The 25,570-nt window shown below is 65.9% G+C and carries 23 protein-coding genes; 19 read left to right on the forward strand and 4 right to left on the reverse strand.

Going from position 1 to position 25,570, the window contains the following annotated elements; all coding sequences use genetic code 11:
* Window position 1: 1 nt before the first annotated feature.
* Window positions 2-742 carry an SDR family oxidoreductase gene (locus ACM26Y_RS03905; protein WP_416062691.1) on the forward strand — a complete coding sequence of 247 codons (741 nt, stop codon included), beginning with the start codon at window positions 2-4 and terminating at the stop codon, window positions 740-742.
* Window positions 743-861: 119 nt separating this feature from the next.
* Here ACM26Y_RS03905 and ACM26Y_RS03910 read toward each other — a convergent pair whose 3' ends face one another.
* The 3 genes from ACM26Y_RS03910 to ACM26Y_RS03920 form a co-directional block, all read right to left on the reverse strand.
* Complete coding sequence (locus ACM26Y_RS03910) at window positions 862-2,223, reverse strand: MFS transporter (RefSeq protein ID WP_416062692.1); 1,362 nt, start codon at window positions 2,221-2,223, stop codon at window positions 862-864.
* Between the two features lie 86 nt (window positions 2,224-2,309).
* Window positions 2,310-4,451, reverse strand: a complete 2,142-nt coding sequence (locus tag ACM26Y_RS03915; RefSeq protein ID WP_416062693.1) for a molybdopterin-containing oxidoreductase family protein — start codon at window positions 4,449-4,451, stop codon at window positions 2,310-2,312.
* A gap of 4 nt (window positions 4,452-4,455) precedes the next feature.
* Complete coding sequence (locus ACM26Y_RS03920) at window positions 4,456-5,298, reverse strand: glucose 1-dehydrogenase (protein WP_416062694.1); 843 nt, start codon at window positions 5,296-5,298, stop codon at window positions 4,456-4,458.
* A 96-nt stretch (window positions 5,299-5,394) separates the two neighbouring features.
* Between ACM26Y_RS03920 and ACM26Y_RS03925 the strand changes: the two genes are divergently transcribed.
* The 8 genes from ACM26Y_RS03925 (at window position 5,395) to ACM26Y_RS03960 (ending at window position 14,751) form a co-directional block, all read left to right on the forward strand.
* Window positions 5,395-6,210, forward strand: coding sequence for an enoyl-CoA hydratase/isomerase family protein (locus ACM26Y_RS03925; RefSeq protein WP_416062695.1), 816 nt, complete (start codon window positions 5,395-5,397; stop codon window positions 6,208-6,210).
* A 45-nt stretch (window positions 6,211-6,255) separates the two neighbouring features.
* Window positions 6,256-7,293: an LLM class F420-dependent oxidoreductase gene (locus tag ACM26Y_RS03930; RefSeq protein ID WP_416062696.1), complete on the forward strand. Its 1,038-nt coding sequence runs from the start codon at window positions 6,256-6,258 to the stop codon at window positions 7,291-7,293.
* Entirely contained in the window at window positions 7,290-8,777 is a 1,488-nt protein-coding gene (locus tag ACM26Y_RS03935) for an acetyl-CoA acetyltransferase (RefSeq protein ID WP_416062697.1), read from the forward strand. The genes ACM26Y_RS03930 and ACM26Y_RS03935 overlap by 4 nt, the downstream gene beginning before the upstream one ends.
* Window positions 8,778-8,854: 77 nt before the next feature.
* A complete protein-coding gene (locus ACM26Y_RS03940) occupies window positions 8,855-9,172 on the forward strand; it encodes a hypothetical protein (protein WP_289378434.1) in 318 nt (105 codons plus the stop codon).
* A complete protein-coding gene (locus tag ACM26Y_RS03945) occupies window positions 9,169-9,624 on the forward strand; it encodes a Zn-ribbon domain-containing OB-fold protein (RefSeq protein WP_416062698.1) in 456 nt (151 codons plus the stop codon). The genes ACM26Y_RS03940 and ACM26Y_RS03945 overlap by 4 nt, the downstream gene beginning before the upstream one ends.
* Window positions 9,621-10,814 carry a thiolase C-terminal domain-containing protein gene (locus ACM26Y_RS03950; protein WP_416062699.1) on the forward strand — a complete coding sequence of 398 codons (1,194 nt, stop codon included), beginning with the start codon at window positions 9,621-9,623 and terminating at the stop codon, window positions 10,812-10,814. Before ACM26Y_RS03945 ends, ACM26Y_RS03950 begins: the two co-directional genes overlap by 4 nt.
* A 23-nt stretch (window positions 10,815-10,837) precedes the next feature.
* Complete coding sequence (locus ACM26Y_RS03955) at window positions 10,838-12,283, forward strand: aldehyde dehydrogenase (protein WP_416062700.1); 1,446 nt, start codon at window positions 10,838-10,840, stop codon at window positions 12,281-12,283.
* A gap of 41 nt (window positions 12,284-12,324) precedes the next feature.
* Window positions 12,325-14,751 carry a CaiB/BaiF CoA transferase family protein gene (locus ACM26Y_RS03960; RefSeq protein WP_416062701.1) on the forward strand — a complete coding sequence of 809 codons (2,427 nt, stop codon included), beginning with the start codon at window positions 12,325-12,327 and terminating at the stop codon, window positions 14,749-14,751.
* A 76-nt stretch (window positions 14,752-14,827) separates the two neighbouring features.
* On the opposite strand, the gene ACM26Y_RS03965 is transcribed toward ACM26Y_RS03960, so the two are convergent.
* Window positions 14,828-16,066, reverse strand: coding sequence for a cytochrome P450 (locus ACM26Y_RS03965; protein ID WP_416062702.1), 1,239 nt, complete (start codon window positions 16,064-16,066; stop codon window positions 14,828-14,830).
* Between the two features lie 472 nt (window positions 16,067-16,538).
* Between ACM26Y_RS03965 and ACM26Y_RS03970 the strand changes: the two genes are divergently transcribed.
* The 10 genes from ACM26Y_RS03970 to ACM26Y_RS04015 all read left to right on the forward strand — a co-directional run bounded on the left by ACM26Y_RS03970 (window position 16,539) and on the right by ACM26Y_RS04015 (window position 25,544).
* Window positions 16,539-16,970, forward strand: a complete 432-nt coding sequence (locus ACM26Y_RS03970) for a cupin domain-containing protein (protein WP_416062703.1) — start codon at window positions 16,539-16,541, stop codon at window positions 16,968-16,970.
* A gap of 1 nt (window position 16,971) precedes the next feature.
* Window positions 16,972-18,195, forward strand: coding sequence for an LLM class flavin-dependent oxidoreductase (locus tag ACM26Y_RS03975; RefSeq protein ID WP_416062704.1), 1,224 nt, complete (start codon window positions 16,972-16,974; stop codon window positions 18,193-18,195).
* Window positions 18,196-18,247: 52 nt separating this feature from the next.
* Window positions 18,248-19,060: a mycofactocin-coupled SDR family oxidoreductase gene (locus ACM26Y_RS03980; protein ID WP_416062705.1), complete on the forward strand. Its 813-nt coding sequence runs from the start codon at window positions 18,248-18,250 to the stop codon at window positions 19,058-19,060.
* A 75-nt stretch (window positions 19,061-19,135) separates the two neighbouring features.
* Window positions 19,136-19,618 (forward strand): Zn-ribbon domain-containing OB-fold protein, encoded by a 483-nt coding sequence (locus ACM26Y_RS03985; RefSeq protein WP_416062706.1) that lies wholly within the window; start codon window positions 19,136-19,138, stop codon window positions 19,616-19,618.
* The gene (locus tag ACM26Y_RS03990) at window positions 19,615-20,790 is read left to right on the forward strand and encodes a thiolase C-terminal domain-containing protein (RefSeq protein WP_416062707.1); all 1,176 of its coding nucleotides are present in this window, start codon (window positions 19,615-19,617) and stop codon (window positions 20,788-20,790) included. Before ACM26Y_RS03985 ends, ACM26Y_RS03990 begins: the two co-directional genes overlap by 4 nt.
* 18 nt (window positions 20,791-20,808) lie before the next feature.
* Window positions 20,809-21,291 carry a lipocalin-like domain-containing protein gene (locus ACM26Y_RS03995; protein WP_416062708.1) on the forward strand — a complete coding sequence of 161 codons (483 nt, stop codon included), beginning with the start codon at window positions 20,809-20,811 and terminating at the stop codon, window positions 21,289-21,291.
* A gap of 316 nt (window positions 21,292-21,607) precedes the next feature.
* Complete coding sequence (locus tag ACM26Y_RS04000; protein ID WP_416062709.1) at window positions 21,608-22,144, forward strand: flavin reductase family protein; 537 nt, start codon at window positions 21,608-21,610, stop codon at window positions 22,142-22,144.
* Complete coding sequence (locus ACM26Y_RS04005) at window positions 22,144-22,797, forward strand: TetR/AcrR family transcriptional regulator (protein ID WP_371384387.1); 654 nt, start codon at window positions 22,144-22,146, stop codon at window positions 22,795-22,797. The genes ACM26Y_RS04000 and ACM26Y_RS04005 overlap by 1 nt, the downstream gene beginning before the upstream one ends.
* A 94-nt stretch (window positions 22,798-22,891) precedes the next feature.
* Window positions 22,892-24,307 carry an aldehyde dehydrogenase family protein gene (locus tag ACM26Y_RS04010; RefSeq protein WP_416062710.1) on the forward strand — a complete coding sequence of 472 codons (1,416 nt, stop codon included), beginning with the start codon at window positions 22,892-22,894 and terminating at the stop codon, window positions 24,305-24,307.
* A complete protein-coding gene (locus ACM26Y_RS04015) occupies window positions 24,243-25,544 on the forward strand; it encodes an aromatic ring-hydroxylating oxygenase subunit alpha (protein ID WP_416062711.1) in 1,302 nt (433 codons plus the stop codon). Before ACM26Y_RS04010 ends, ACM26Y_RS04015 begins: the two co-directional genes overlap by 65 nt.
* Window positions 25,545-25,570: the final 26 nt, after the last annotated feature.

The following is a 25,570-nucleotide window of genomic DNA, read 5'->3' on the forward strand; positions in this document are numbered from 1 at the left end:
CGTGAGCTCGCAGAAGGTTGCCGTCGTCACCGGAGGGGGACGCGGCATCGGCGCGGCCGTCTCCCAGCGGCTCGCCGCCGACGGCTTCGCCGTCGCGGTCAACTATTCCCGTAGTGCGCGCGACGCCGAGGACGTCGTGGCGAAGATCGTCGCAGACGGTGGGCGAGCCGTGGCAATCCAGGCCGATGTCTCGAAAGCTACCGACGCGGAGCGTCTCGTTGCCGACACGACCGCCCGACTGGGTGCCCCCACCGTGCTGATCAACAATGCGGGCATGAACAAGGCCGGTGCGGCCCGCAAGCAGGGCCCCGAAGAGTTCGACGAAGTCATTGCGGTCAATCTCAACGGGGCGTTCTACTGCACGCACTTTGCCCTGCCTGCCATGTACGAAGAAGGTTGGGGCCGTGTGGTGTTCGTCAACAGCCCGTCGGGCGGCCGCCGCCCGTCGCCCGGCATGAGCGCCTATTCCGCGGCGAAAGCCGGCCTGGTTGCGATGACCAAGACGATGGCCGTGGAAGTCGCCCGTCGCGGCATCACGGTCAACTCGGTGATGCCCGGGTTCGTCGCTACCGACATCGTGGCGTCGGGAGGCGAAGCCGGCGTCGAGGCACTGACCAGACACTGGCCGTCGATTCCACCCGAATCGATCGCCTCGACGGTGTCGTTTCTGGTGAGCGACGCCGCCGCCGACGTCTCGGGTGAGGAGATCGGTGTCTGGCGAGGCGGTCCGGTAGGCGTCTGAGATCCACAACGATGCGACCCATGCCGATTCGATCGGCATGGGTCGCATTGTCGTTGCGTTCCCCCGCACCCGTGCGCGTTTCTGGTAGCGCTCGCTACCAGAAACGCGCACGGGGGGTGTTACACGGGCACCGGTGCCGTGTTGTCGTTCTGCTCCCTCGGGGACGTCGATCGGGTACGGGACAGGACGGTCGCCGCAAATCCGAGTAGCGAGACGACACAGATCAGGAGGCTGAGCCACACGGTGGTGTCGTCGAAGGCCAAGGCAACCGCGATGACCGGGACGAATGCCGCGCCGAGTGCATTGCCGGCCTCACGGCCGAGGCCGAGGCCACTGTAGGCGTGCTGCGTATGGAACAGCTCGATGACGTATGCGCCCATCGGGCCGAAGATGGCCGCGACGCCGATACCGTTTCCGGCCGCCATGACCACCCAGTACAGCAAGGGGGGTGTTTCGACGCCGGACAGGAGCGAGATGCCGACCCATGCGAATACGGCGCTGTAGAGGAAGCCGAACATGATCACAGGTGCGCGCCCGACCCGGTCCGACAGGGACCCGAACATCGGAATCAGAAGGGCATTCGTGAGCTGTGCGGCGATCAGACCGACGAGCACTTCCGTTCCGCCGAAGCCGAGCTGGTTGGTGCCGAAGGTGCCCATGAACACGATGTAGAAGTAACCGATACCGGTCTGGCCGATGGTCATTACGAGCACGGTCAGCAGGGCGCGCGGTTGCTGGCGGATCACGTCGAAGAGCGGACGCTTCGAGACGGCATTGTTCTCCTCGATCTCCCGGAATGCAGGTGTTTCGGGCAGGCTGCGGCGTAGCCACAGGCCGTAGGCGAGGATTACCACGCTGCACAGGAACGGGATGCGCCAGCCCCACGCGAGGAAGCTGTCCTGGGACATCAGGGATGACACCGTCAGCAGGGACAGCGTCCCGAGCACGCCGCCGAGTGCCGCGCCCATACCGGGCAGCGATCCCATCAAGCCCTTCTTCTTCGCGGGTGAGAATTCGACGGCTACCAGAGCCGCGCCTCCGTACTCACCGCTGGCGCCGATGCCCTGCAGGATTCGGAGGAAGACCAGAAGAGCCGGTGCGACCCAGCCGATCTGGTCGTACCCCGGCAGCAAGCCGACGAGCAGGGTGGCGATACCCATCAGGACGAGGGTGAAGACGAGGATGCGCTTTCGGCCGATGCGGTCGCCGAGGCTGCCCAGGATCACCCCGCCCACCGGACGGATCAGGAAGCCGACTGCGAACGTGCCGACGGCCTGTAGCGTTCCCAGAAGTGGGCTCGAGCCGGAGAAGAACACGCTCGCGAATACCACCGACGCCGCCGAGGCGTAGAGGCTGAAGTCGTAGTACTCGAGAAGGGTTCCGACAAAGGCGGCGCGGCTTGCGCGTCGTGAGTCCGCGCGAGAGCGCCCGGAGTTCGCATCTGCAGGAGAGCCTGCAACGGCGGTTGTACGTTCGGTCATGCGAAACCTCGCGTTGTGAGGGGTGGGCGATCGGCCCGAATGGTGTAGTGACGGAGGACACAGTAGCCTATAGGCATTAGATTGGTCTAACGCGAACTCCCTGGCTCACGTCGTGTGATCTCGACATTGATGCCGGTGAGGTGCGACTGATTGCTGAGGATGTCGTATCCTTCTTTCCCGTTGGGGGACAGACTGTTCACGTTCACGCCGGGGTAGCGACGCGCCACGTCGAGGCCGCGAGCCGAGCGCTGGCCCCATCCGTGTGTCATCGCGACCACTCCCGGCCTGAGGGTTGCGTCGTATGCCAATATCGCGTCGATCGACCCGTGACGGTTGTGGACGATGACATCGTCACCGGCGACCAGTCCGCGGCGATCCGCGTCGTCAGGGTTCATCCACAGTGGATTGTCCTGGTGATCGCCTTGTTTCAGTATCGGTAGGTTGTGCAGCCAACTGTTCACCATGTACAGGGTGCGACGGGTGATGAGTTTGAGCTGTTCCGGGCTCTCGTTGGACAACTCCTCCAGAATGTCCTCGACGGTGCGGTATGCGCGCCGGAAAATTGCCGGACAGCAGTCGATCAGACCGTCGTCGTGCTGCACCGCGATGGTGAACACGTGCGACGAGTCCGCCTCGGGCAATACCGCGGTCTGGCAGGGCATTTCCTTGAGCCGCTCGAGGCTCAGTCCGGCGTCGCGCATGGCGGCATCTGCGTTGGCGAGAGGGTTCGGATCGGGGCTGTCGAGCAGCGTCTTCACGCCCATCTCCTGCAGGATTCGTGACAGGATCCACCAGTCGTCGCGCCGGTCGTTCCTCGGCGGTACCACCGCGGGGGTGTACTGCACGTAGGGTTCCATGGCGACGCCCATCGTGTTCAGGAAGTTGACGTCCTCGTGTTCGAGCCAGTCCGTGGCGGGAAGCACGTAATCTGCCATCTCTCCGGTGACCGTGCGGTACAGGTCGATCGTGACGATCAGTTCGAGGTCTTCCAGCGCGCGACGCATACCCTCTGCTCCACCTACCGACAACAGCGGATTACCGGAGATGACGATCAACGCCCTGATCGGATCGTCCCTGTTCGCGATGTATTCCGGCAGACGTGCCGCGGGTAGGTCCCCACCGACCGTGCGGACCTCACCCAAGCTGTCCCGGAAGAACGGATCCTCGCGTTTGCGCTTCGAATTGTGCACGACGTCGGTCATGCCGCGGGAGTAGATGTTGCCGCCTCGGCGGCCGAGATTGCCGGAGAAGAGGCTGATCATGTTGAGCATCCAGTACGCCAGCGCGCCCTGGCGTCCCTGGTTCACCCCGGTCGCCATGTAGATGCTGGCGGTGGGGGCGGCGCAGAAGTCGTCGGCGACCCGCCGGATGACGTCGGCTTCGATGCCGGTCGCTGCGGTCACTCGCTCGACGGGATACCCTCGCACGAAATCGAGCAGCCCGTCGATGTTGCGGGCATGCTTCTCCACCGCGGGGCGGTCGTATCCGATCCGGAAGACGATCTCGTGCAGGATTGCCGCGAGGAAGTAGAAGTCGGAGTCGGGTTTGATCAGCAGCACATCGCCGGTGTCCGGTCCCGACGACTCGATCCGTCGCGGATTGACGAACAGAACGGTGCCTCCGCGCTTCTTGACGGCCTTGATCTTGGCCATCGGGTCGGAGATGTGCAGCAACGTCATATGTGAGACGAGAGGGTTGCTGCCGAGGCACAGGAAGTAGTCGGTGTGCAGCAGATCCGGGATCGGATGCGCCATCGATGCCCCGTAGATCGCCTCGCTGGCAGCATATTTTGCCGACGTGTCCTGGGTGCCGGCGCTGAAACGCATTCTGGTGTCGAATCCACGTGCGAGTGATTCCGCGTTGGCGTAGTAGGTGCCGTTGAACGCGGACGGGTTGCCTTGATAGACGGCGAGCGCGTTGCGTCCGTACCGTCGGCGAATGTCCATGAGTTCTTCGGCGATCTTGCGGACCGCATCGTCCCAGTCGATCGGTACGAAGTTGCCGACCTCCTCGTGCCGGGGATTCGTGCGTTCGAGTGGACGGTCGAGGCGGTTCGGGTCGTTGTGGACGTGGAGGAAGTGCACACCCTTGTGGCAGGCGAACCCCTTGTGGATCGGATGATCCTTGTCCGGTTGCAGTGTGATCACCTGCTTGTTCCGGACGTCCGCGACGAGGCCGCAGCCCGGCTCGCAGATGCGGCAGAACGTGTGGACCCGGCGCGTCGTCACGGGGTCAACCGGCTACGGTGACTGCGCGACTCGATGCCGCCTGTGCCTCGTCCCGATAGTTGGACGGCCACTTCTTACCCAGAGTCAGGCCTCCGTCCACTCCCAGGGCCTGTCCCGTGACGAACTCGGCGTCGTCGGAGGCGAGGAACGCCGCGGCGTGCGCGAGGTCCTCGGGTTCGCCGGCTCGAGGGATGGGCTGGAACGTCGTCAGGCTGCGCCGTACGGCGTCGACGCTGCGGTCGAGTGCTTCGTCCTCGAGTCCCGCACCGTGACCGACGATGCGGGTGGCGACTCCGCCGGGGACGAGTGCATTGACACGGATCCGGAACTCGGCCAGTTCCACGGCCGCGGTCCGAGTCAGTTGCAGCACTGCGGCTTTCGCGGCGCTGTAGGGGTGGGGTCCGAATCCGGTGCGTATGCCCGCGACGCTCGAGACGTTGACGATGCTGCCCGAGCCCTGGTCGCGCATCACGCGCGCGGCGTGCTTGGTCCCGAGGAACACGCTGCGTGCGAGCACGGCGAACCCGTGGTCCCATTCCTCGACAGGGGTGTCCTCGAGGAATGTCCAGGCACCTACGCGGCCGGCGTTGTTGACCATGCAGTCGAGTCGTCCGAACCGGTCGATCGCCAGTGCGACGGTGGCCTCGACGTCGGATTCGACGCGCACATCGGTGTGCAGGTACACGCCGCGTGGTCCGAGGGCGGCGGCGACGGCCTGCCCGCGAACGTCGTCGATATCCGCCACGATCACGCGGGCCCCACGCTCGGCGAACACCTGTGCGGTGGCCGCGCCGATTCCGCTGGCGGCTCCCGTCACCACCGCCACCTTGCGGTCGAGGTTCGTCATCGTGGGCTCCTTCGGTTGTGTACGCCGGTTCCTCGAGCTTTAATCTAAAGGCATTAGTCTGTCTCTGTCGAGTCCTTCGTCCCCGGGGAGAGCCCTATGTCCGATGCAAAACCGATCCTGACCGAGCGGCCGCGGCCGGGCGTTCTCCTGATTCGGCTCAATCGTCCGGACGAGCTCAACGCCATGAACGTGGACCTCATCGACTCGCTGCACCAGGTGCTCGCCGAGGTGCGAGACGATTCGACCACCCGTGCGATCGTGCTCACCGGTGCGGGACGTGCCTTCTGCGCAGGTCTGGATCTGCGCGGATACGGAACCCCGCAGGGCGCGACCGAAGGGGAAGGTCGCGCGCAACTCGGAATGCGGGTGCAGAAGCACATCGCGGGTCTCGTCGATGCATTCCGCAGTGCGCGGCCACCGATCATCGCGGCGGTCAACGGCGCCGCAGCGGGCGGTGGAATGTCCCTCGCGCTCATGGCCGACATACGTATCGTGTCCGAATCCGCCGTGTTCCACGCCGCCTTCATCCGCCGTGGCCTGTCCAACTGCGACATCGGCATGAGCTGGCTGCTGCCGCGCATGATCGGGTTCTCCCGCGCTGCACAGATCATGCTCACCGGCAGGTCCGTCGACGCCGCCGAAGCCGAGCGGATCGGACTGGCCTCGTCCGTCGAGCTCGCCGACGAGCTGCTCGACGTCGCGCTGGACACTGCCGAGGCCATCGCACGCAACAGCCCGTTCGGTGTCTGGATGACGAAGGAAGTGATGTGGTCGAACCTGGAAGTGCCGAGTATGCGCGCCGCGATCGACCTCGAGAACCGGACGCAAATCCTCAGCTCCCTGACCCGCGATCACAAGGAAGCCGTGGTCTCGTTCCTCGAGAAGCGTCCGCCGCAGTTCCGGAATCACTGACGGTACCCGATCGATTCGACGACACCGAAGAGGCAGTGGAGCAGCATGAGAGTTGGTATCGCCGCAGGGTATTGGGGCTCGGGTCCGCCGCGCTATGTCGAACGGATGCTCGCCGAGGCCGAAGCGCTCGGAGTCGACAGTTTCTGGACCGCCGAGACCTACGGGTCCGATGCGCTGACGCCTCTGGCGTGGTGGGGAGCCCAGACTTCGAGGATCAAGCTGGGGACATCGGTGTGCCAGATGTCGGCACGCACACCGACGGCGCTGGCGATGGCCGCGCAGACCCTCGATCACCTCAGCGGTGGTCGCGTGATCATCGGCATCGGCGCGTCCGGACCGCAGGTCGTCGAGGGCTGGTACGGGCAGCCCTACCCGCGCCCGCTCGAACGCACCCGTGAGTACATCGAGATCATGCGGCAGGTGTGGGCGCGGGAGAAGCCGGTGACCTACTCGGGACGGCACTACCAGCTGCCGCTCGAGGGTGGCTCCGGACTGGGGAAGCCGCTCAAGTCGATCGTCCATCCCCTCCGCAACGACATCCCCGTCTACATGGGCGCCGAGGGCCCGAAGAACGTGGCGCTCGCCGCCGAGATCGCCGACGGCTGGACGCCGCTGTGGTTCTCGCCCAAGAGCGACGAGTTCTACCGCAAGGCACTCGCCGAGGGCTTCGCGCGCGAAGGAGCGCGCCGCACCGCCGACGACTTCGAGGTCGCGAACGTGTGCTGGCTCATCGAGAACGACGACGTGGAGAAGGCCGCCTCCCGGCTCAAGCCCACCGTCGCGCTCTACGCCGGCGGTATGGGGGCCAAGGGTGTCAACTTCCACAACGACGTGTTCGCCCGCATGGGGTGGGGTCAGGTGTGCGCCGAGATCCAGGACCTGTACCTGAGCGGACGCCCCGAGCTCGCTGCGCAGGCCGTACCCACCGAGATGGTCGAGGACGTCGCCCTCGTCGGTCCCGCGGACAAGATCATCGAAGAGATCGAAACCAAGTGGAAGTCCACGTGCCTGACCACCCTCATCCTCGGTGGCTGGCCGAAGCCGGAGAACCGCGAGCGCATTCTGGAGGCAGTGCAGTCGTGACCCTCGATCCGAGAACCCCGATCCTGGTCGGCACCGGCCAGGCCGACGAACGCGGCGGCGGCGTCGAACCCGTCGATCTGATGGTGCGCGCGGCGCGCGAGGCCGCTGCCGACGCCGGGTCCGCGCGCCTGCTCGAACTGGTCGATTCCGTCCGCGTCGTCGGGCTCTTGTCGTGGCGTTATCGCGACCCCGGCGCACTCGTCGGGGAGCGTATCGGCGCGACCGTACGGCACACCGGTTACTCCGGAAACGGTGGCAGCACCCCGCAGGTCCTGGTCAACGGTGCCGCCGAGGACATCGCCGCCGGCCGCGCCGACGTCGTGCTCATCGGTGGCGCCGAATCGTGGCGCACCCGCACGAAGCTGCGGGCGCAGAAGCAGCGCCCGGAGTGGACCGTGCAGGACGAGTCGGTGCCCGCTGCCGAGATCATGGTCACCGATGTGCCGATGGCGGACGAGAGCGAACGCCGGATCGGGCTGGACCGGCCCTCGTACGTCTATCCGCTGTTCGAGCAGGCGCTGCGGATCTCGGCAGGACGCTCTCCCGAGGAGCACCGCGAATTCATCGGGGGCCTGTGGTCGCGGTTCAGCAAGATCGCGGCGACGAACCCGAACGCGTGGGTGCAGCGGGAGTACACCGCGGCGGAGATCGCGACACCGTCGCCCGAGAATCGGATGATCTCCACGCCCTACACCAAGCTGCTGAACTCGAACAACATGGTCGATCAGGGTGCGGTGCTGCTGATGTGCTCGGTCGAGACCGCGACTCGACTCGGTATTGCGCGGGAGAACTGGGTGTTTCCGCAGTCCGGTACCGAATCGCACGATACGTACGCGATCGCCGAGCGAGGTGCCCTCGACGGGTCGCCGGCGATTCGCATCGCGGGCGCGCGGGCTCTCGGGCTCGCAGGTATCGGGCTGGACGACGTCGCCCACGTCGATATCTACTCGTGTTTTCCGTCGGCGGTACAGGTTGCGGCGAACGAGCTGGGGCTTGCGCTCGACGATCCGGGTCGGCCTCTCACCGTGACCGGTGGTCTGACCTTCGGGGGTGGCCCGTGGAACAACTACGTGAGCCATTCGATCGCGACCATGGCGCGACGGGTGCGGGAGTCCCCAGGTTCGTACGGTCTGGTGACCGCCAACAGCGGTTATCTCACCAAGCATGCCGTGGGCGTGTACCGGACGGAACCTCCTGCCGGAGGGTTCCGGCGGCTGGACGTGCAGGCCGAGGTGGTGGGGCAGCCCACGACCGCCGCGCTCGTGTCCTACGCGGGCACGGCGTCGGTGGAGTCGTGGACCGTGGTGTACGGCCGCGACGGTTCACCGGAGCGCGGTTTCCTCGCGGCACGCACGGCGGCAGGGGAGCGGACCCTCGCGGCGACCACGGATGCCGAGGACCTCGCGCGCCTCACGGAGGTCGATGTTGCAGGTCAGCACGTCTCGATCGCGGAGAACGGGCAGTTCCACTTCGCGCGACGTTGACGGCGTTTATCTAACGACATAAGGTTATTGCACTGACGGACACGACCGGCTCGTGTCACGAATCGAGGAGTTCACAGATGTCTGTCGAAGACTTTCGTGCACTGTACGAACAGCATGTCGGCTACGTTGTCGCCGGAAACATGAAGGCCGCTCTCGCCGACATGGTGCGAGAGAACATTCCGCAGGTTTTCGACGGAATCGACGCCCCCCGCGAGGCCACGAAAGGTTTCGAGATCAAGGACGTGCGCGCCGAGGGTGACCGGATGGTGGGCGAGACCGTCTACGACATGGGCGACCGTTCGATCGGGCTGCGCTCGATCTGGGAGCTGCGCGACGGACGCTGGCTCGCGGCGAAGCTCGAGAACTTCCCCGCCGGAACCGAGGCGAACGCATGACCGCAACAGAACTCGCGACCGAACCGTGGGGACCCGCGCCGGACGGACTCGATCAGCCGTACTGGGACGGTCTCCTCGCCGGTGAGCTGCGCCTTCAGCGCTGCAGCGATTGCCGCACGTGGATCTGGGGGCCGCAGGCCATCTGCGGCAACTGCCACAGCTTCGATCTCGACTGGGAGGCCGTCGAACCGGTCGGCACCGTCTACAGCTGGAATCGCAGCTGGTACCCGTACATGGACGAATATGCCGATCGGTTGCCGTACGTGACGGTGCTCGTCGAACTGCCGCACGCCGACGGCCGCCGGGTCCTCGGCATCCTCACCGACGACATCGAGGCGAACCCCGAGATCGGCGACCGAGTCGTGGGAGTGTTCGAGCGGACCGAAGGTGCCGCCTGGCCGTTGTTGCGCTGGCGCCGGGCCGGCTCGATCGTCGAGGGAGAAAAGCGATGAGCGACAACGTCCTACGCGGTGCCGCCGCAGTCGTCGGCATCGCCGAACGGCACTACCGCCGCGGCGAGGCGCCGCACAGCGAAAAGCGCATGACGCTCGAGGTCATCCTCGAAGCATGCGCCGACGCAGGCATCAACCCCCGCGAGATCGACGGCTTCGTCTCCTACGCGGGTGGCGCCAACGACGGGGCCATCATCGGCGGCGCACTGCTGATCGACGAGCTGCGTTGGTCGAACATGATGTGGGGCGGTGGCGGCGGCAGCGTCGCAGCTGCCATCACGAACGCGGCGACTGCCATCGCCACCGGTCAGGCCGAGTGCGTAGTGGTCTACCGCGCCATGACGCAGGCGGATACGGGTCGGCTCGGATACGCGAAGTACCACTACGGCAGTCACTTCCTCGCGCACGGCATCGGTTCCCCCGCGCAGATCTGTGCAATGCGCACTCAGCGGATGCTCGAGCACGGCGGGGTGCCGCGCTCGGCGATGCGCTCGCTCGTCCTCGCCTCGTACCAGCACGCGCAGAACAACCCGACCGCGCAGGGCTACGGCCGGCCCCTCGACGAGGACTCCTACGAGAACTCGCGGTTGATCGCCGAGCCGTTCCACCTGTTCGATTGCTCCCGGGAAAGCGACGGCGCGGTCGCGTTGGTGCTCGTCTCGGCCGAGCGGGCCAAGGCTCTGCGCCCCGACCCGGCGTACCTGCTGTCCGGCGCACAGGGCGCACCGGGCGGATACTCGGAACTGATCGACAACGACCTGGGTGAGCAGTACATGAGCGCCGGATTCGGCCCGGCGAACAACGGAAAACCCGGTGTCGCCGAGCGACTCTGGGCCGGGGCAGGCCTCGGTCCGGACGACGTCGACGTCGTGCAGGTCTACGAGAATTTCAGCGGTCCTGCCGTTGCGGCACTGATCGATCACGGCTTGTGCCCGCCTGGAGAGGCGGCCGGCACCTTCATGACCGTCGACAATCTCACTGCCCCGAACGGCAAACTGCCCGTCAACACCAGCGGCGGCAACCTCGCCGATTCGTTCATCAACGGTCTCAACCTCGCGGTCGAAGCAGTCCGGCAGATCCGCGGCACCTCGACCAACCCGGTGGCGGGCGCGAAGACCTCCCTGTTCATCGGCGGCCCGATGGCGCCGTTGGTGAGCTCGGTGCTGCTCGGCCACGAAGACACCCTCTGACCGCCACCTCCGAAAGGCACGACATGAACGATCAGGACAGGAACGAACTGTTCATCGGCGGCCGATGGGTGGCGCCGAAGGCCGGTGGCACCGTCGACGTCGTCGAGGCGGCCACCGAGAAGGTGCTCGGTACTTCCGCTCTGGCGTCCGAGGCCGACATCGACGACGCCGTTGCGGCCGCGCGCACAGCACTCGCCGGCCCGTGGAGCAGGCTGACCGACGTCGAGCGTGCGGACCTGCTCGACAGGTTCGCGGCCGCCCTCAAATCCCGCGGTCGCGACACGTCCCGACTGGTGAGCCGCGAGAACGGCATGCCGATCGCGCTGTCGGGCGGTGTCAACGGTTTCGGCCCCGCAGCGATGCTCTCGTACTACGCCGGGCTGATCCGCAACGCGTCCAACGAGGACGTGCGGCCGAGCGCATTCGGCGGTCGCACCGTCGTGCGACGCGAGCCGGTGGGTGTGGTCGCGGCCGTCACGCCGTGGAACTACCCCCAGCCGCTCGCCGCGATGAAGCTGGCTCCCGCGCTCGCGGCGGGATGCACGGTGGTGCTCAAGCCCGCACCCGAGACGGCACTCGACGCGTTCGCTTTCGCCGACGCCGCGCTCGAGGCCGGTCTGCCCGGCGGTGTGGTCAACGTCGTCCCGGCCGGCCGCGACGCCGGTGCCTACCTGGTCTCGCATCCGGGCGTCGACAAGGTGGCCTTCACCGGGTCCACGGCGGCAGGCCGTGCGATCGGTGAGGTCTGCGGGCGGCTGCTGCGTCCGGTCACGCTCGAGCTCGGCGGCAAGTCCGCGGCGCTCGTCACCGAACAGGCCGACCTCGACGTGTTCGCGAGGAACCTGCTCGAGGTGTCGCTGGTCAACAACGGCCAGACCTGCCACGCGAGCACTCGGATCCTGGCACCGCGTTCCCGGTACGACGAGGTCGTCGACGCGGTCACCGAGACCGTACGGGCACTGACCGTCGGCGATCCGCTCGACAAGGCCACCGACGTGGGGCCGCTGGTCTCGGCGGCCCAGCGCGACCGCGTCCTCGGTTACATCGAGTCGGGCCGCGCCGACGGATACCGCATCACCACCGGCGGCGGCGTCCCCGGCGATCAGCCGCAGGGGTGGTTCGTCGAGCCGACCGTGTTCGCCGGGGTCGACAACTCCGCGCGCATCGCGCAGGAGGAGATCTTCGGCCCGGTCCTGACCATCACCCCGTACGGCGACGAGGACGAAGCGGTGTCGATCGCGAACGATTCGGAGTACGGGCTCGGCGGCACGGTGTGGACGACGGACGAGCAGCACGGACACGAGCTCGCCTCACGAATCCACAGCGGCACCATCGGAGTCAACTACTACGCCCTCGACCTCGCCGCGCCGTTCGGCGGCGTGAAGTCGTCGGGTCTGGGCCGTGAACTCGGACCGGAGGGGCTTGCACCCTACTTCAACGTGAAGTCGGTGTACTTCGGAACTCGCTGATCGAGAACAGCTTTCGCAGCGAACACACTTTGGAGCTCAAGATGGCACTACCACTGCAGGGTGTCCGGGTACTCGAACTGACGGACGGATTCGGCGACACGGCCGGTCGATTCCTCGCCGACCTCGGCGCCGACGTCGTCCGGGTCGAATCTCCCGGCGGCTCGGCGTCGCGAGCCGAGGAACCGATCCGGAACGGCGTGAGCATCCCGTTCGCGCTTCGCAACGCGAACAAGCTCGGCGTCGTCCTGGACCTCGACACCGACGAGGGCCGCGACCGGCTGCGCACCCTGGTGCGCCACTCGGACATTCTGCTCGAGTCGTTCGCCCCCGGATACCTCGCCGCCCGCGGCGTGGGTGCTGCGGACCTGCGCGAAATCAATCCCGCGCTCGTGGTGGTGTCGATCACCGGGTTCGGCCAGGACGGTCCGTATCGCGACTGGGTGGCGACGGAACAGGTGCTCTACGCCCTGAGCGGTGTGCTGTCCCGGTCCGGGGAGCCGGGCGAGCCGCCGCTGCTGCCGCCCAACGGCCTCGTCGCGGAGTCGGTGGGTGTGCACACGGCGTGGTCGGCGCTGCTCGCCTACTTCGATCGGTTGCACACCGGACGGGGACAAACCGTCGATATCTCGGCGTTCGAGGTCGTCGTGCACGGCTTCGACCCCGGATTCGGTGTGCAGGGCTCCGCTGCCGCAGGCCGCTCCGAGGACTTCCCCCGTGGCCGGCCCGACGCCGCCAACTTCTACCCGGTGTACCGCTGTGCCGACGGGCAGGTGCGCATCTGCCTGCTCGCCAGGCGTCAGTGGCGGGGGATGTTCGAATGGCTCGGTGAGCCGGAGGAATTCGCCGATCCGAAGTACGACACGATCCCCGCACGTTTCGCCGCATCCGATCGGCTGAATCCGCTGATCGAGAAGCTGTTCAGCACCTACACCCGCGACGAACTCGTCGCGGAAGGCGCCGCTCGCGGGATTCCCATCGGCGGGCTCAACACGGTGTCGGAGGTCCTGAGGACCGAGCACTTCGATGCATCCGGCACATTCGTCGACGCCGAGATCGCGTCCGGGCTCGCCGCTCGGGTGCCCTCGGGCTACGCGAAGATCAACGGTGAGCGGGCCGGATTCCGCACTTGTGCACCGGAATTGGGTGAGCATAATCGAGTGCTGTTCGGTTCGATCGCCCACGACGCTCCCGTTCGGATCCCCGCGCCGCTCCGCGAACCGGGTGCCCGTCCGTTCGAGGGACTGCGCGTCCTCGACATGGGCGTGGTGGTGTTCGGCGCGGAACTCGGGCGTCAGTTCGCGGACTACGGAGCCGATGTCATCAAGATCGAGAACTCCAATTTCCCGGACGGTCTGCGACAGTCGAAACGTGGCGCAGCCCTCGCGGCGTCCGTGGCGTGGGGTCACCGCAACCGTCGCAGCTTCGGCCTGAATCTGCGCAGTCCCGAAGGCATCCGCATCTTCAAGCGCCTGGCGGCCGAGGCAGACATCGTGCTCGCCAACTTCAAGCCCGGCACGCTGGCTTCGATGAGGCTCTCGTACGACGAGCTCGCCGCCGTCAACCCGCGGATCATCGTGTCCGAGAGCAGCGCTTTCGGCAGTGTCGGCCCGTGGAACAAGCGGCTCGGTTACGGACCGCTGGTGCGGGCAGCCTGTGGCGTGTCGGCACTGTGGCGGTACTCGGACACGGCCGACGGATTGTGCGACGGCTCGACCGTCTACCCGGATCACATCGCCGGGCAGGTCACCGCCACCACCATCCTGGCCGCGCTGATCGACCGACTGCGGACCGGGCGCGGTGCCGCGATCGAAGTGGCCCAGGCCGACGCCGCGATCGTGCAACTGGGCAACCAGCTCGTCGCCGAGCACCTCGAACCGGGGTCGATCGGTGCGCCCGGCAACGCCGATCCCTACTCGGCGCCGTCCGGCGTGTACGCGTGCGCAGGGGACGACGAATGGTGCGTCGTCACCGTCCGCGACGACGCGGACTGGGCGAGGCTGTGCGGTGTGCTCGGCCGGTCCGATCTCGTCGACGACTCTCGCTTCGCCACCGCCGAGCTCAGGATCGGCCACCGCGCCGAGGTCGACGAGGTGCTGGCGGAGTGGATGCTCCGGCACGCGCCGACCGAGGCGATGGAGACTCTGCAGGCGGCTGGAATACCGGCGGGCGCCATGGTCCGGCTGCCGGAGCTGCTCACCAACCCTCAGCTGATCGCGCGTGGTGCCTACACCGAGCTCGAGCATCCCATGCTGCCCGCTCCGCTGCCGACGGCAAAGCAGGTCGCGCACTTCGCTGCGCTGCCGGACTGGCCGTTGCGGCCCGCACCGCTGGCGGGTGAGCAGACACGTGAGATCGCCGAGGACACCCTCGCGCTGAGCACCGCGGAGATCGACTCACTCGTGCGTGACGGCGTGCTGCAACCGCCCGCGGACGATCGGGCGCTGTCGCCGGTTTCCTCCACGGCGTGACACGGCAGAGAAGGTCCCCGGAGTTTCCTCCGGGGACCTTCTGCTGTTCGGACCGACGTCCCGCGACCGAGCGGGATCAGCGCGACGACGGCGTGAACGTGATCGGCAGCTTCTCACATCCACGGACCTGGGACGAGTGGAAGACCGGGGGATTGTCCGGAACGAGGGCGTAGTCGGGGATCCGCTTGTGAATCTCCTCCAGGGCGAGCCTCAGCTCGAGCCGCGCGAGATGGGAGCCGAGGCAGCGATGCGGGCCGGCGCCGAACCCGATGTGGCGGTTGGGGTGCCGTTCGATCTGTAGCTCGTCAGGGTTGTCGAACTCGTCGTCGTCACGGTTGGCGGAGGTCATCACCACCAATAGTTGGTCGCCGGCCCTGATCGAGACACCACCGATCTCGGTGTCTCGGGTCGCGCGACGGCCGCCGCTCGTGGCGGTCTCGATCCGCAGGATCTCTTCCACTGCCGACGGGATCAGCGTCGGGTCGTCGATGATCGCTTCGCGCTGCTCGGGGTTCCGCGACAGGTGGATGAGTCCCCAGGCGAGAGCGCCTTGGACGGTGTGGAGTCCCGCGACGAGAAGCAGGAAGAACATCCGGCACAGTTCCTCGTCGGTGAGCTGCCTGGGTGTTCCTTCGACATCGAGCGGGGTGTCGATGATCTGCGCCGTGAGGCTCTCGGAGTCGTCTTCGCCGGATCGGACCCGGTCGACCACTCGCCCGAAGTACTCGTAGATCTCGCCGGCGGCCTTCGCACGGGCCTCGGCCGATTCCTCCTCGCTCGCCCCGGGGATGCCCTGGAGCGTGATGTCGGTCCACTCCGTGAATCGCGGTGCGTCGCTCAGCGGCCAACCCATGAGCGCAAGAAAGATCCGCGTCGGCAGCTCGTGTGCGAACTCGGAGATGAACTCGCACTCGCCCTTTACTGCGAAGTCGTCGATCAGTGCGGTGATGATGCCCCGGATCGCGGGCTCGAGTGCCTTCATCTGCTTGGGGCTGAAGAGCGGCTGCAGTGCCTGCCGGTAGTAGCTGTGTTCGGGCGGGTCGAGCTCGAGCGGGAGGAACTTGCCCTGCGCCGCGTTCAGGAGATTGTTCGGGTAGCTCGAGAACGTCTCCGGATCCTGAAGGATCTGCAGGGCTTCCTTGTACCGCGTGACGACCCAATGCCCACCGTGGTGGGGGGAGTAGAGGATCGGACCCTGCTTGCGCAGGGCGGCGGCACGCTCCTGGAAGACGTCGCTCGGCACAGCCAGGGACGAGTCGTACACATCGAAGTCGGTGATCAGATGTGCGGGAATATCGATCGGTGTCGTGATCATCGGGGTCCTTCGCGAGGGGTGTGGTCCGGGAGATCGCCTCGGCGGTCGGGTGGTCCTCCGGCGAGTCAGGTGAGACGGCGCTGTGACGAGCGCAGACTGACGTGGGGGAGGGGGGATTGCCTTGGGCCGAAGGTGGATCAGCAGATTCCTACCGGCAACAGCGTATGTGCTCACGTCCGCATTTCGCAGGGAAATTGCCGTCGCGCAGTGCCCCTTGACCGATTAACCGATAGCCTTTAGATTGTTTGGTGTGATGCGCAGCACTCACGGACTGTGGGTGGAGCGCGTACCGCACGCAGCATGCCGTGGTTGTCGCGTGCGCTTGGACTGAGTTGAAATCCGTTATAGAAAAGTCTCTTTCGTTTCTACTCTCGTCTCTCTTCTCGTCACCGTTCGCCGTCGTAGAGCTATCTCCCGAAGGGCAATTATGAGCTTTCGCCGCGTCGTCACAGTCGAACAAGATGGTGTAGCCGTGCTCGTCGGAGACGAGAAGATCGAGAGGTTCGACGCCGCCGGCATCGATCCGATCTGGCGAACCGACTACGTTCCCGCGGTCCCCAATTCCGGGGTGGTGTCCGACACCGTGGGATTTCCGGATCCGGGCGGAGTGTGGGTGATCGGCTGGGTGCTCGAGCCTGGTCGCATCGGCGACAGCGACAACGGAATCGTCGTCATGGACGACGAGGATCCGGGATTCCACCGGACGGATTCCGTGGACGTGCATGTCCTCCTCGAGGGTTCGCTGGTGCTCGAACTCGACGACGGAGTGGAGATCGAACTGAATCCCGGCGACACGGTGGTGGTCAACGGGAACAGGCACCGATGGCACAACCGCGGAGAAGGGACCGCTCGGGCCGTTGTCACCATATGCGGCGCGTCACGCAACGACCGACAGGAGAACTGAAATGGAATCGGCAACCGAGAACATCGGGTCGGACGTGAACTGTGCGCCGGCTGCGAGGAAGGCTCCGCTCCGGTGCGGAGTGTTCCTTCCGCCGTACCACAACCCCCGGCGTAATCCCACGATGGCGATCGAACAGGATCTCCGACATGTCGAGGATCTCGATCGGCTCGGTTTCCACCAGGTGTGGTTCGGCGAGCATCACAGCGGTGGATACGAGGTCGGTCCGTCACCGGAACTGATGATCGCGGCAGCCGCGCAGCGGACCGAGCGCATCGAGCTGTGCAGCGGTGTCATCTCGCTCCCGTACCATCATCCGTTGATGGTGGCCGACCGAATCACGTTCTTGGATCATATGACTCGAGGACGAATCAGGATCGGCGTCGGGCCGGGCGCGCTCGTTGCCGACTCGCAGATGATGGGCATGGACTACAACCTTCTGCGGCCGCGGATGGAGGAATCCCTCGACGCCATCCTGGAACTGCTCGAGACACCGGGACCGGTCGACCGGAAGACCGAGTGGTTCTCCCTCGAGGATGCCCGGGTGCAGCTGGGCCCCTATTCGTACCCCGGCGTGCCGATCACCGTCGCGGCCGCGATGTCCCCGTCCGGGCCCAAGCTGGCCGGCAAGTACGGACTCGGTCTGCTGTCCATCGGAGGCACCAGCGACAAGTCGTTCGAACTGCTCGAGCGGACGTGGGGCATCACGACCCACGAGGCGAACGAACACGGTCGGTCGGTCGACCGTGCCGACTGGGCGATCGTCGGCAACATCCACATCGCCGACACCTTCGAGCAGGCCGTCGAGGACACCCGGTACGGGCTGCGCGACTTCATGGACTACCGCCACGTCGTCACCCCGATGAAAATGATCGAACCCGGCGAGGAAATCGCGCACGAGGAACTGGTCCGGCGCGTCAACGAGTCCGGATACGGCTGCATCGGCGATGCGAACGACGCCATCGACTACATCCAGAAGATCATCGACCGCACCGGGGGCTTCGGCACCTTCCTCGCGACGGCCCACGACTGGGCCGACACCGAGGCCACCTCTCGCATGTACCGCATTCTCATGCGCGACGTCATGCCGCGCTTCACGGGTACCTGCGAACCGCTGCTGAACTCCTATCACTGGACCCAAACGCGCAAGGACGGCTTCAGTGAGCGCTTCGCGACCGGCATCAGCCAAGCGACTCAGGACTACGAGCGTGTGAAGAGTGCACGGTAGTCCGTCCGGAAATTCCCCGCTCGACACCGCTATTTCGAATCCAGGAGAATCGATGACCTCACTCGACGGAAAAGTAGCAGTCATCACCGGCGGAGCTCGCGGTCAGGGTCGCTCGCACGCGCTCACCCTTGCCGCCGCCGGCGCCAAGATCGTGGTCTGCGACGTCGCCGCACCGATCAGGGATGTGCAGTACGCACTCGCGACACCGGAGGATCTCGAGGAGACGATCCAGCTGGTCAAGGACGCCGGGGGTGAGATCGCCGGCATGCAGGCGGATGTGCGGAGCAGTGCGGACATGAAGGCTGTCGCAGATCTGGCGGTATCGCAATTCGGACGGATCGACATCCTGCTGGCGAACGCCGGTATCCACGATCACTGCGAGTCGACGATCGAGATCGAGGACGACGCGTGGCAGACGATGCTCGACGTCAACCTCACCGGAGCGTGGAAGGCGTGCAAGGCTGTCGTACCGGTGATGATCGAGGGTGGACGAGGCGGATCCATCGTGATCACCTCGTCGGTCGACGGACTCGGCGCGTCTCCCTCGTGGGGGCACTACGGCGCAGCCAAGCACGGGCTTCGAGGATTGAAGGACACGCTCGCATTCGAGCTCGCCGAGCACAATATCCGCGTCAACACGGTCAACCCGACAGGCGTGAACTCGCCTATGGCAGAGGGGCTGTCGAAGGTCCTGCCGCACGTCGTACGCAAGTGGAAGCACAACGACCGGACGAATCTGCTGGACGTGATGATGCTCGAACCGCAGGACATCTCCGACGCCGTGCTGTGGCTCGTATCCGACGGCGCGAAGTACGTGACCGGGATCGACCTGCCGATCGACGCAGGCTACCTGACCAAGCACTGACCGACCAGGTCTCCCGCGAGACCCGCCCGCAGGGCGAAGGAGCGACATGCCGATTCACGACAGTGGAGTGATCCGATGACACCGGGTACCGGAGAGGTCCGCGAGTTCCCGGCCACCGCCCTGGCCGGACCGTACGCCGACGGCCTGGATCTGCCCTACTGGGAAGGCCTGCGAGCCGGTGAGCTGCGCCTGCAGAGATGCGACCAGTGTGGACTGTGGATCTGGGGGCCACGCTGGATGTGCGGGCAGTGCCGGACGTTCGATCCGGCATGGGTCGCCGTGGAACCGGTCGGACGGGTGTACTCGTGGTCGCGGACCTGGCACCCCTTCGTCTCCGAACTAGCCGGCGACCTGCCGTTCGTCACGGTTCTCGTCGAACTTCCGCACGCCGGGGGACGACGGGTGCTCGGTCTGCTGGCCGAGAACAGCGAAGCCGACATCGCCATCGGTGACGCGGTTGCGGGAATCATCCAGCAACCTGCCGACGCGCCCTGGCCGGTGCTCCGCTGGCACCGTGCAAGCACGTCGAATGCGACCGGACAGGGAGACAGGCGATGACCGGTACCTTCCTCCGCGGTGCCGCGGCCGTCGTAGGTGTCACCGAGTTCCACTACAAGCGTGGCCAATCGCCCGACAGCGAACTTCGGATGACGTTGCGGGCCATCGTCGAGGCGGCTGCCGACGCCGGGGTGTCGCCCCGCGAGATCGACGGCTTCGTCTCGTACGGCGGCGGTGACAACGACGGAACCGTCGTGGGGGCGTCACTCATGTCCCACCGGATCGGCTGGTCCACCATGATCTGGGGCGGTGGCGGTGGTGGGGCCGCCGCGGCGATCACCAACGCGGCGGTCGCCATCGCAGCGGGGCAAGCACGGTGCGTCGTAGTGTACCGCGCGATGGCACAGCGTGATTCCGGCCGACTCGGCTATGCCAAGCATCATTTCGACGGTCACATGCTCCCGCACGGAGTCGGATCCCCCGCCCAGGCCTGTGCACTGCGCACCCGACGGATGCTAGAGCACGACGGCGTTCCGGAATCCGCGATGAGGTCCCTGGTTCTCGCCGACTACTTCCACGCGCAGCGGAATCCGGATGCCGCGGCATTCGGCCGCCCACTCGACGAGCAGACCTACGAAGCCTCCCGGATGATTGTCGAGCCGTATCGGCTGTACGACTGTTCCCGCGAGAACGACGGAGCCGTTGCCCTGATCCTGGTCGCTGCCGATCGCGCCGAGGAACTCCATCCGAGTCCGGCCTACGTGCTGGCCGGCAGCCAGGGTGCGGTAGGGGGCTACGCCGTCGACACGGAGAACGATCTCGACTACACCTCGGCGGGATTCTCCGGGGCGGCGGGGGTCGCGGAGAGTCTGTGGGCAGGTGCCGACCTCGGTCCCGACCAGGTCGATGTCGTCCAGGTCTACGAGAACTTCAGTGGTTCCGGGGTGGCTGCGCTGATCGACCACGGGCTGTGCCCACCCGGTGCCGAAGCCGGCAAGGTCATGACCCTCGAGAATCTGACGGCTCCGCACGGACTGCTCCCGGTGAATACCAGCGGGGGCAACCTCGCCGACTCGTTCGTCAACGGGATGGGGCTGGCAGTCGAGGCTGTGCGGCAGGTGCGGGGAACCTCGACCAACCAGGTTCCCGATGCAAAGGTCTCGCTCTTCATCGGCGGCCCCATGGCCGCGCTGTCGAGTTCGGTCCTTCTCTGCACGCGCGACGTGCTGTGAGCTGAAAGGAAGCATGACGTGAACATCGACGCCGACGGTCTCTCCATCGCCGACCGCATCGTCGGGGCCTGGGAACTCGTCGAGTATTCCACCACCTCCGACAGCGGGAAGGTCGACTACCCACTCGGCCCCGAGGCCCGCGGACTGATCGTCTACTCGGCGGACGGGTACATGTCGGCGCAGATCATGCGTCCCGACCGAACCCGGTACCGCTCGCGAAACGTGCACAGCGGCGAAACGAACGAACGAGCCGAGGCTGCCGGGGGATACCTCGCCTATTCGGGGCCCTACGACGTCGACGAGGACGACTCCGCCGTATGGCACGAGATGGCGGTCTCGCTGTACCCGAACTGGCTCGGTGAGAAACAGAAGCGAACCGTGCGCTTCGACGGTGACCGGATGACCCTGTCCTCGGATCCGCTCGTGTTCCGCACCACCACCCTGTCCCCGGCCCTGGTCTGGCGTCGGACCGCGCCCCGTGCGGAACGGGCCGCACCGTGAACGCGAAGGGCGTCACCGTCGCCACAGGCCTGTCGACACCAGCCGCGCCGGTTCGACAGCACGCCGGCTGAGACCCCACCCAACCATCGAGGGCGGAGGGATCCGTGCGCATCGTTCTCCACCGAAGGTCCGGCGACCCGCAGATCCGGCTCGAGGACACAGGGGAGTTCGGCTCCCTCCGCATCGAACCTGCCGACCCCGAGCACAGCATCTCGACGAATGCACATGCCTGCTTCGGCAGACCACCCCTCGAATGGATCAGTGCTGCAGTCGATATCAGGGTGCACATCGCACCGAGCGGATGAGAGGACGAGACATGTCGACCCGTTCGGACGGCAGCACCGGCCAGGTTACGGACACTCGGGCGCTCCGCGACGCCCTGGGACATTTCTGTTCCGGTGTGACGGTGGTGACGGCAATGGTGGGCGACGAACCGGCCGGATTCACCTGTCAGTCGTTTTCGGCGCTGTCGCTGGATCCGCCTCGGATCCTGCTGTGCCCGAGCCGGCGTTCGACGAGCTGGCCGGCGATCCGTACGGCCGAGACATTCTGTGTCAACGTGCTCTCCTCGGGCCAACACACGCTCAGCGACGGCTTTGCGAGATCGGGTGGATCGAAATTCGAGGGAGTCCGGTGGCGACCGGCCGTGCGCGGTGCGCCGATTCTCGACGGTGCGGCAGCGTGGTTCGAGGCGGCGCTGGTTGCGGAACACGACGGTGGCGATCACCTCGTCGCGGTTGCCGACCTCCTCGACTTCGAATCCGATTCGACCACGCAGCCACTGGTTTTCCATCGGAGCCGATACGGCGAGGTCGTAGAACTGAGGCCTGGGACGATCGAGGGTAGGAAGTGATGGGAAGACCGGCAAGGCCTCTGATCAGCCGGAGCGCGACGATCGCGGCAAGCATCGAGCTCATCGACACCGAGGGTTTCGATGCGTTCAGCCTGCCGCGGGTGGCCAGACAACTGAAGGTGAAAACCTCATCGCTGTACCACCATTTCGCCGATCGCCGTGAGCTCATGACCGAGGTGGCGAAGGAGCTGATGACCGAGGCCACGGTGCCCGAGTATTCACCGGGTACGGACTGGGTGGAATGGTTCGTCGAACTAAGTCTCAATTACCGCGACGCGATTCTTCGCCACCCCGACGCGGCCATCGTACTGGTGCAGTTTCTTCCGCGGGACGTCCTGACAAGAACGTACGAAATGTGTGCGCGAATCCTCGAGGACGGAGGGGTTCCGGCACGTCTGCACATCGTGATTCTGGACGGACTGGAGAAACTGGCACTCGCGACCACGCTGAGCGAACTCACACGCGAACCGGTCGGAAGCACAGAAGTTTTCCCGAACGTCGACGAGCGTAGACACCCGACGCTCGCCCGCGCGCTCGAAGCCAACCGATGGTCGTCGCGTGAGCTGTTCGTGGTCACCATCCGCGGATTCCTTGCCGGAGTGCTGGATTCGGCCCGCACGTCGGTCAGTGACGACAGCCTGCTCGGATCGTGATCGCCGAGTCGTTGCGTCCGACTTTTTCCCGGTACTCGAACGATTCGAAGCACCGGCAGATCCACCAACTCGATGATACGGAGAGAGAGCCCTCGTGACCCTGGACTTGTATGTGGACGGCAGGTGGACTGCGTCCGCGAGCACCGAGCGTATCGACGTCGTCGACCCGACTTCCGAGGAGTGCATCGGGAGCGTCCCCGCCGGAGCCGCCGATGATGTCGATACGGCCGTGGCTGCTGCCCGGCGGGCCTTCGGGCAGTGGTCGCAGACCGCGCCGAGCACACGGGCCGAGTTCGTGTCGCGGCTGGCCGACGAACTGGAGCGGCGACAGGATGAGATCACCGACATCGTCGTCGCGGAGGTCGGCACTCCGCGCAGGGTCGCTCGCTGGGCTCAGGTCGGACTGGGCATCGTCGATCTGCGGGAGGCAGTGGCCGCGGCGAAGGACTTCCCGTGGGAGGAACCGCTCCGCAATTCTCTGATCGTGCGGGAGCCGGTCGGTGTGATCGGGTGTATCACACCCTGGAACTACCCGTTGCACCAGATCACCGCCAAGATCGGCGCTGCGCTCGTGACCGGCTGCACGGTGGTCGTCAAGGCCAGCGAGGTTGCCCCGTTCACCGCCCGCGCTCTGGCAGAAGCGGTCGACGCGGTCGGAATCCCCGCCGGCGTATTCAACCTGGTGCACGGGTACGGCCAGATAGTCGGCGAGGCCGTCGCCGTTCATCCGGACATCGACATGGTCAGCTTCACGGGCTCGAACTCGGTCGGTAAGCGAGTGCTCGAACTGGCCGCCGGGACCGTGAAGCGGGTGTCGGTCGAATTGGGCGGAAAGAGCGCTGCTGTGCTGCTCGACGACCTCAGCGACGAGGAGTTCGCGAAGGCCGTGCCGCACACCGTGCGCGCCTGCTACATGAACGGCGGACAGTCCTGCAATGCGCAGACTCGTCTGATCGTACCGCGCTCCCGCTTGGCCGAGGCGGAGGAGCTTGCCGCGAAGGCGGTCGTGGCATACGCGCCCGGCGATCCCACCGACGGCGACACGAAGCTCGGACCCATGGTGAACGCAGCCCAGCGTGAGCGGGTCCTCGACTACATCCGTGCCGGCGTCGAGGAGGGCGCGAAGCTCGTCGCCGGCTCGGTCGACGCACCGGCCCGTACCGGATTCTTCGTCGAACCGACCGTGTTCTCGGAGGTCGACCCGGACAGCACGATCGCACAGGAGGAGATCTTCGGCCCGGTGCTGTCGATCATCGCGTACGACACGCCCGAGCAGGCGGTCGAGATCGCGAACGGCACGATCTTCGGTATCGCCGGCGCTGTGTGGTCCGGCGACGCCGAGCGCGCGAAGTCGGTTGCGCGCAGACTGCGTGCCACGCAGATCGAGGTCAACGGCGGAAAGTTCAACGGCGCAGCACCCTTCGGCGGATTCAAGCAATCCGGCCATGGACGTGAAGGCGGGGCATTCGGTCTCGAGGAATTCGTCGAAATCAAGAGCTTGCAGCTTTAGCGACGTCTTACCGGGGCCCCTGTGGTCCCGCAAAGGAGTGAGCACGATGGTCTACACCGATCTGCCGTACGACGAGGCGACGAAGGCGGGCTTTGCCCGTGCGATGTTCGAGCACCTCGACAACGGCACCACCGATATGGCGCCCGAAATCCTCGAGGTCGACCCGCGCGTCTACACCGACCCGGAACTCGCGGCCCGCGAGCGCAGAGAACTGTTCGGACATGTGCCGATCATCGCCGCGCACAGCACCGAATTGCCCGGCAACCACGACTTTGCGACCGTCCAACTGCCAAACAACGAGATTGTTCTCGTTCGGCAGGCAGATGGTGGGGTTCGCGGTTTCGTGAATACCTGCCGGCATCGAGGCGCCCGGCTCGTTCCCGAGGAGAAGGGCTCGAAGCGCTTCTTCTCGTGCCGCTACCACGGGTGGGCGTACGGCAACGACGGCAGCCTGCGGTCCGTCGCGGACGAGCCGACGTTCGGGAGCGTCGATCGTCGCTGCATGAGCTTGCTGGAGGTTCCGGTCGAGGAGCGGCACGGCTTCGTCTGGGTCGTCGACTCCGCCGCAGGGGATCGCACGATCGACATCGCGGAGTGGCTCGGCCGCGAGTTCGACGAGTCCCTCGCCGCCATGGAGATGGACAAGTACCACTGCCATATCGCCCGGAACTTCGATGTGGACATCAACTGGAAGGTGTTGATGGACGCCTTCCTCGACGGCTACCACATCACCTCGACCCACGCCGGGACCGTGGCGCCGTACTTCTACAACAATGCACAGGCATGGGAGCCGATGGGCAGGCACGGACGAATGGTCACCGCCCGCAAGAGCATCGACACGGTACGCGCTGTGGCGCCCGAGGACGCCCCGATCGATCGGCATATCACCGTGGCACATTTTCTGATGCCCAACATGTCGGTTCTGCGACAACCGGACCATCTGGAAGTGCTCAACTTCGTTCCTGCTCCGGGCACGCCCGTCGGGACTCGGATGCAGATGCGTCTTCTCACCCGGCAGCCCGCCGTGACCGACGAGCAGAAGGCGCGGTGGGACAAGAACTGGAACATTCTGATGGCCGTGCTTCGCGACGAGGACCTCGTCGTCAACGCGGGTCTGCAGAAGGCCGTCACGAACACGGACATCGGACCGCTCCATTTCGGGCGAAACGAGATTGCCAACCAGCACTTTCACCAGTGGATGGCGCGTGCGTTCGAGGATCCGAGGAAGTGGGGCTGAGTCTCGAATTGCCCGCTCCGGACTTG

This window comes from Rhodococcus indonesiensis, from assembly GCF_047782815.1.
GTDB classification, from domain to species: domain Bacteria; phylum Actinomycetota; class Actinomycetes; order Mycobacteriales; family Mycobacteriaceae; genus Rhodococcus; species Rhodococcus indonesiensis.

Bases quoted from the DNA above. Each gene is read 5' to 3' on its own strand.
- ACM26Y_RS04015 (WP_416062711.1), top strand. From the start codon at position 24,243: ATGGACGTGAAGGCGGGGCATTCGGTCTCGAGGAATTCGTCGAAATCA.
- ACM26Y_RS03910 (WP_416062692.1), bottom strand. From the start codon at position 2,223: ATGACCGAACGTACAACCGCCGTTGCAGGCTCTCCTGCAGATGCGAAC.
- ACM26Y_RS03945 (WP_416062698.1), top strand. From the start codon at position 9,169: ATGACCGCAACAGAACTCGCGACCGAACCGTGGGGACCCGCGCCGGAC.
- ACM26Y_RS03950 (WP_416062699.1), top strand. From the start codon at position 9,621: ATGAGCGACAACGTCCTACGCGGTGCCGCCGCAGTCGTCGGCATCGCC.
- ACM26Y_RS03925 (WP_416062695.1), top strand. From the start codon at position 5,395: ATGTCCGATGCAAAACCGATCCTGACCGAGCGGCCGCGGCCGGGCGTT.
- ACM26Y_RS03920 (WP_416062694.1), bottom strand. From the start codon at position 5,298: ATGACGAACCTCGACCGCAAGGTGGCGGTGGTGACGGGAGCCGCCAGC.
- ACM26Y_RS03980 (WP_416062705.1), top strand. From the start codon at position 18,248: ATGACCTCACTCGACGGAAAAGTAGCAGTCATCACCGGCGGAGCTCGC.
- ACM26Y_RS03985 (WP_416062706.1), top strand. From the start codon at position 19,136: ATGACACCGGGTACCGGAGAGGTCCGCGAGTTCCCGGCCACCGCCCTG.
- ACM26Y_RS04005 (WP_371384387.1), top strand. From the start codon at position 22,144: ATGGGAAGACCGGCAAGGCCTCTGATCAGCCGGAGCGCGACGATCGCG.
- ACM26Y_RS03955 (WP_416062700.1), top strand. From the start codon at position 10,838: ATGAACGATCAGGACAGGAACGAACTGTTCATCGGCGGCCGATGGGTG.
- ACM26Y_RS03960 (WP_416062701.1), top strand. From the start codon at position 12,325: ATGGCACTACCACTGCAGGGTGTCCGGGTACTCGAACTGACGGACGGA.
- ACM26Y_RS04000 (WP_416062709.1), top strand. From the start codon at position 21,608: ATGTCGACCCGTTCGGACGGCAGCACCGGCCAGGTTACGGACACTCGG.
- ACM26Y_RS03990 (WP_416062707.1), top strand. From the start codon at position 19,615: ATGACCGGTACCTTCCTCCGCGGTGCCGCGGCCGTCGTAGGTGTCACC.
- ACM26Y_RS03940 (WP_289378434.1), top strand. From the start codon at position 8,855: ATGTCTGTCGAAGACTTTCGTGCACTGTACGAACAGCATGTCGGCTAC.
- ACM26Y_RS03975 (WP_416062704.1), top strand. From the start codon at position 16,972: ATGGAATCGGCAACCGAGAACATCGGGTCGGACGTGAACTGTGCGCCG.
- ACM26Y_RS03965 (WP_416062702.1), bottom strand. From the start codon at position 16,066: ATGATCACGACACCGATCGATATTCCCGCACATCTGATCACCGACTTC.
- ACM26Y_RS03930 (WP_416062696.1), top strand. From the start codon at position 6,256: ATGAGAGTTGGTATCGCCGCAGGGTATTGGGGCTCGGGTCCGCCGCGC.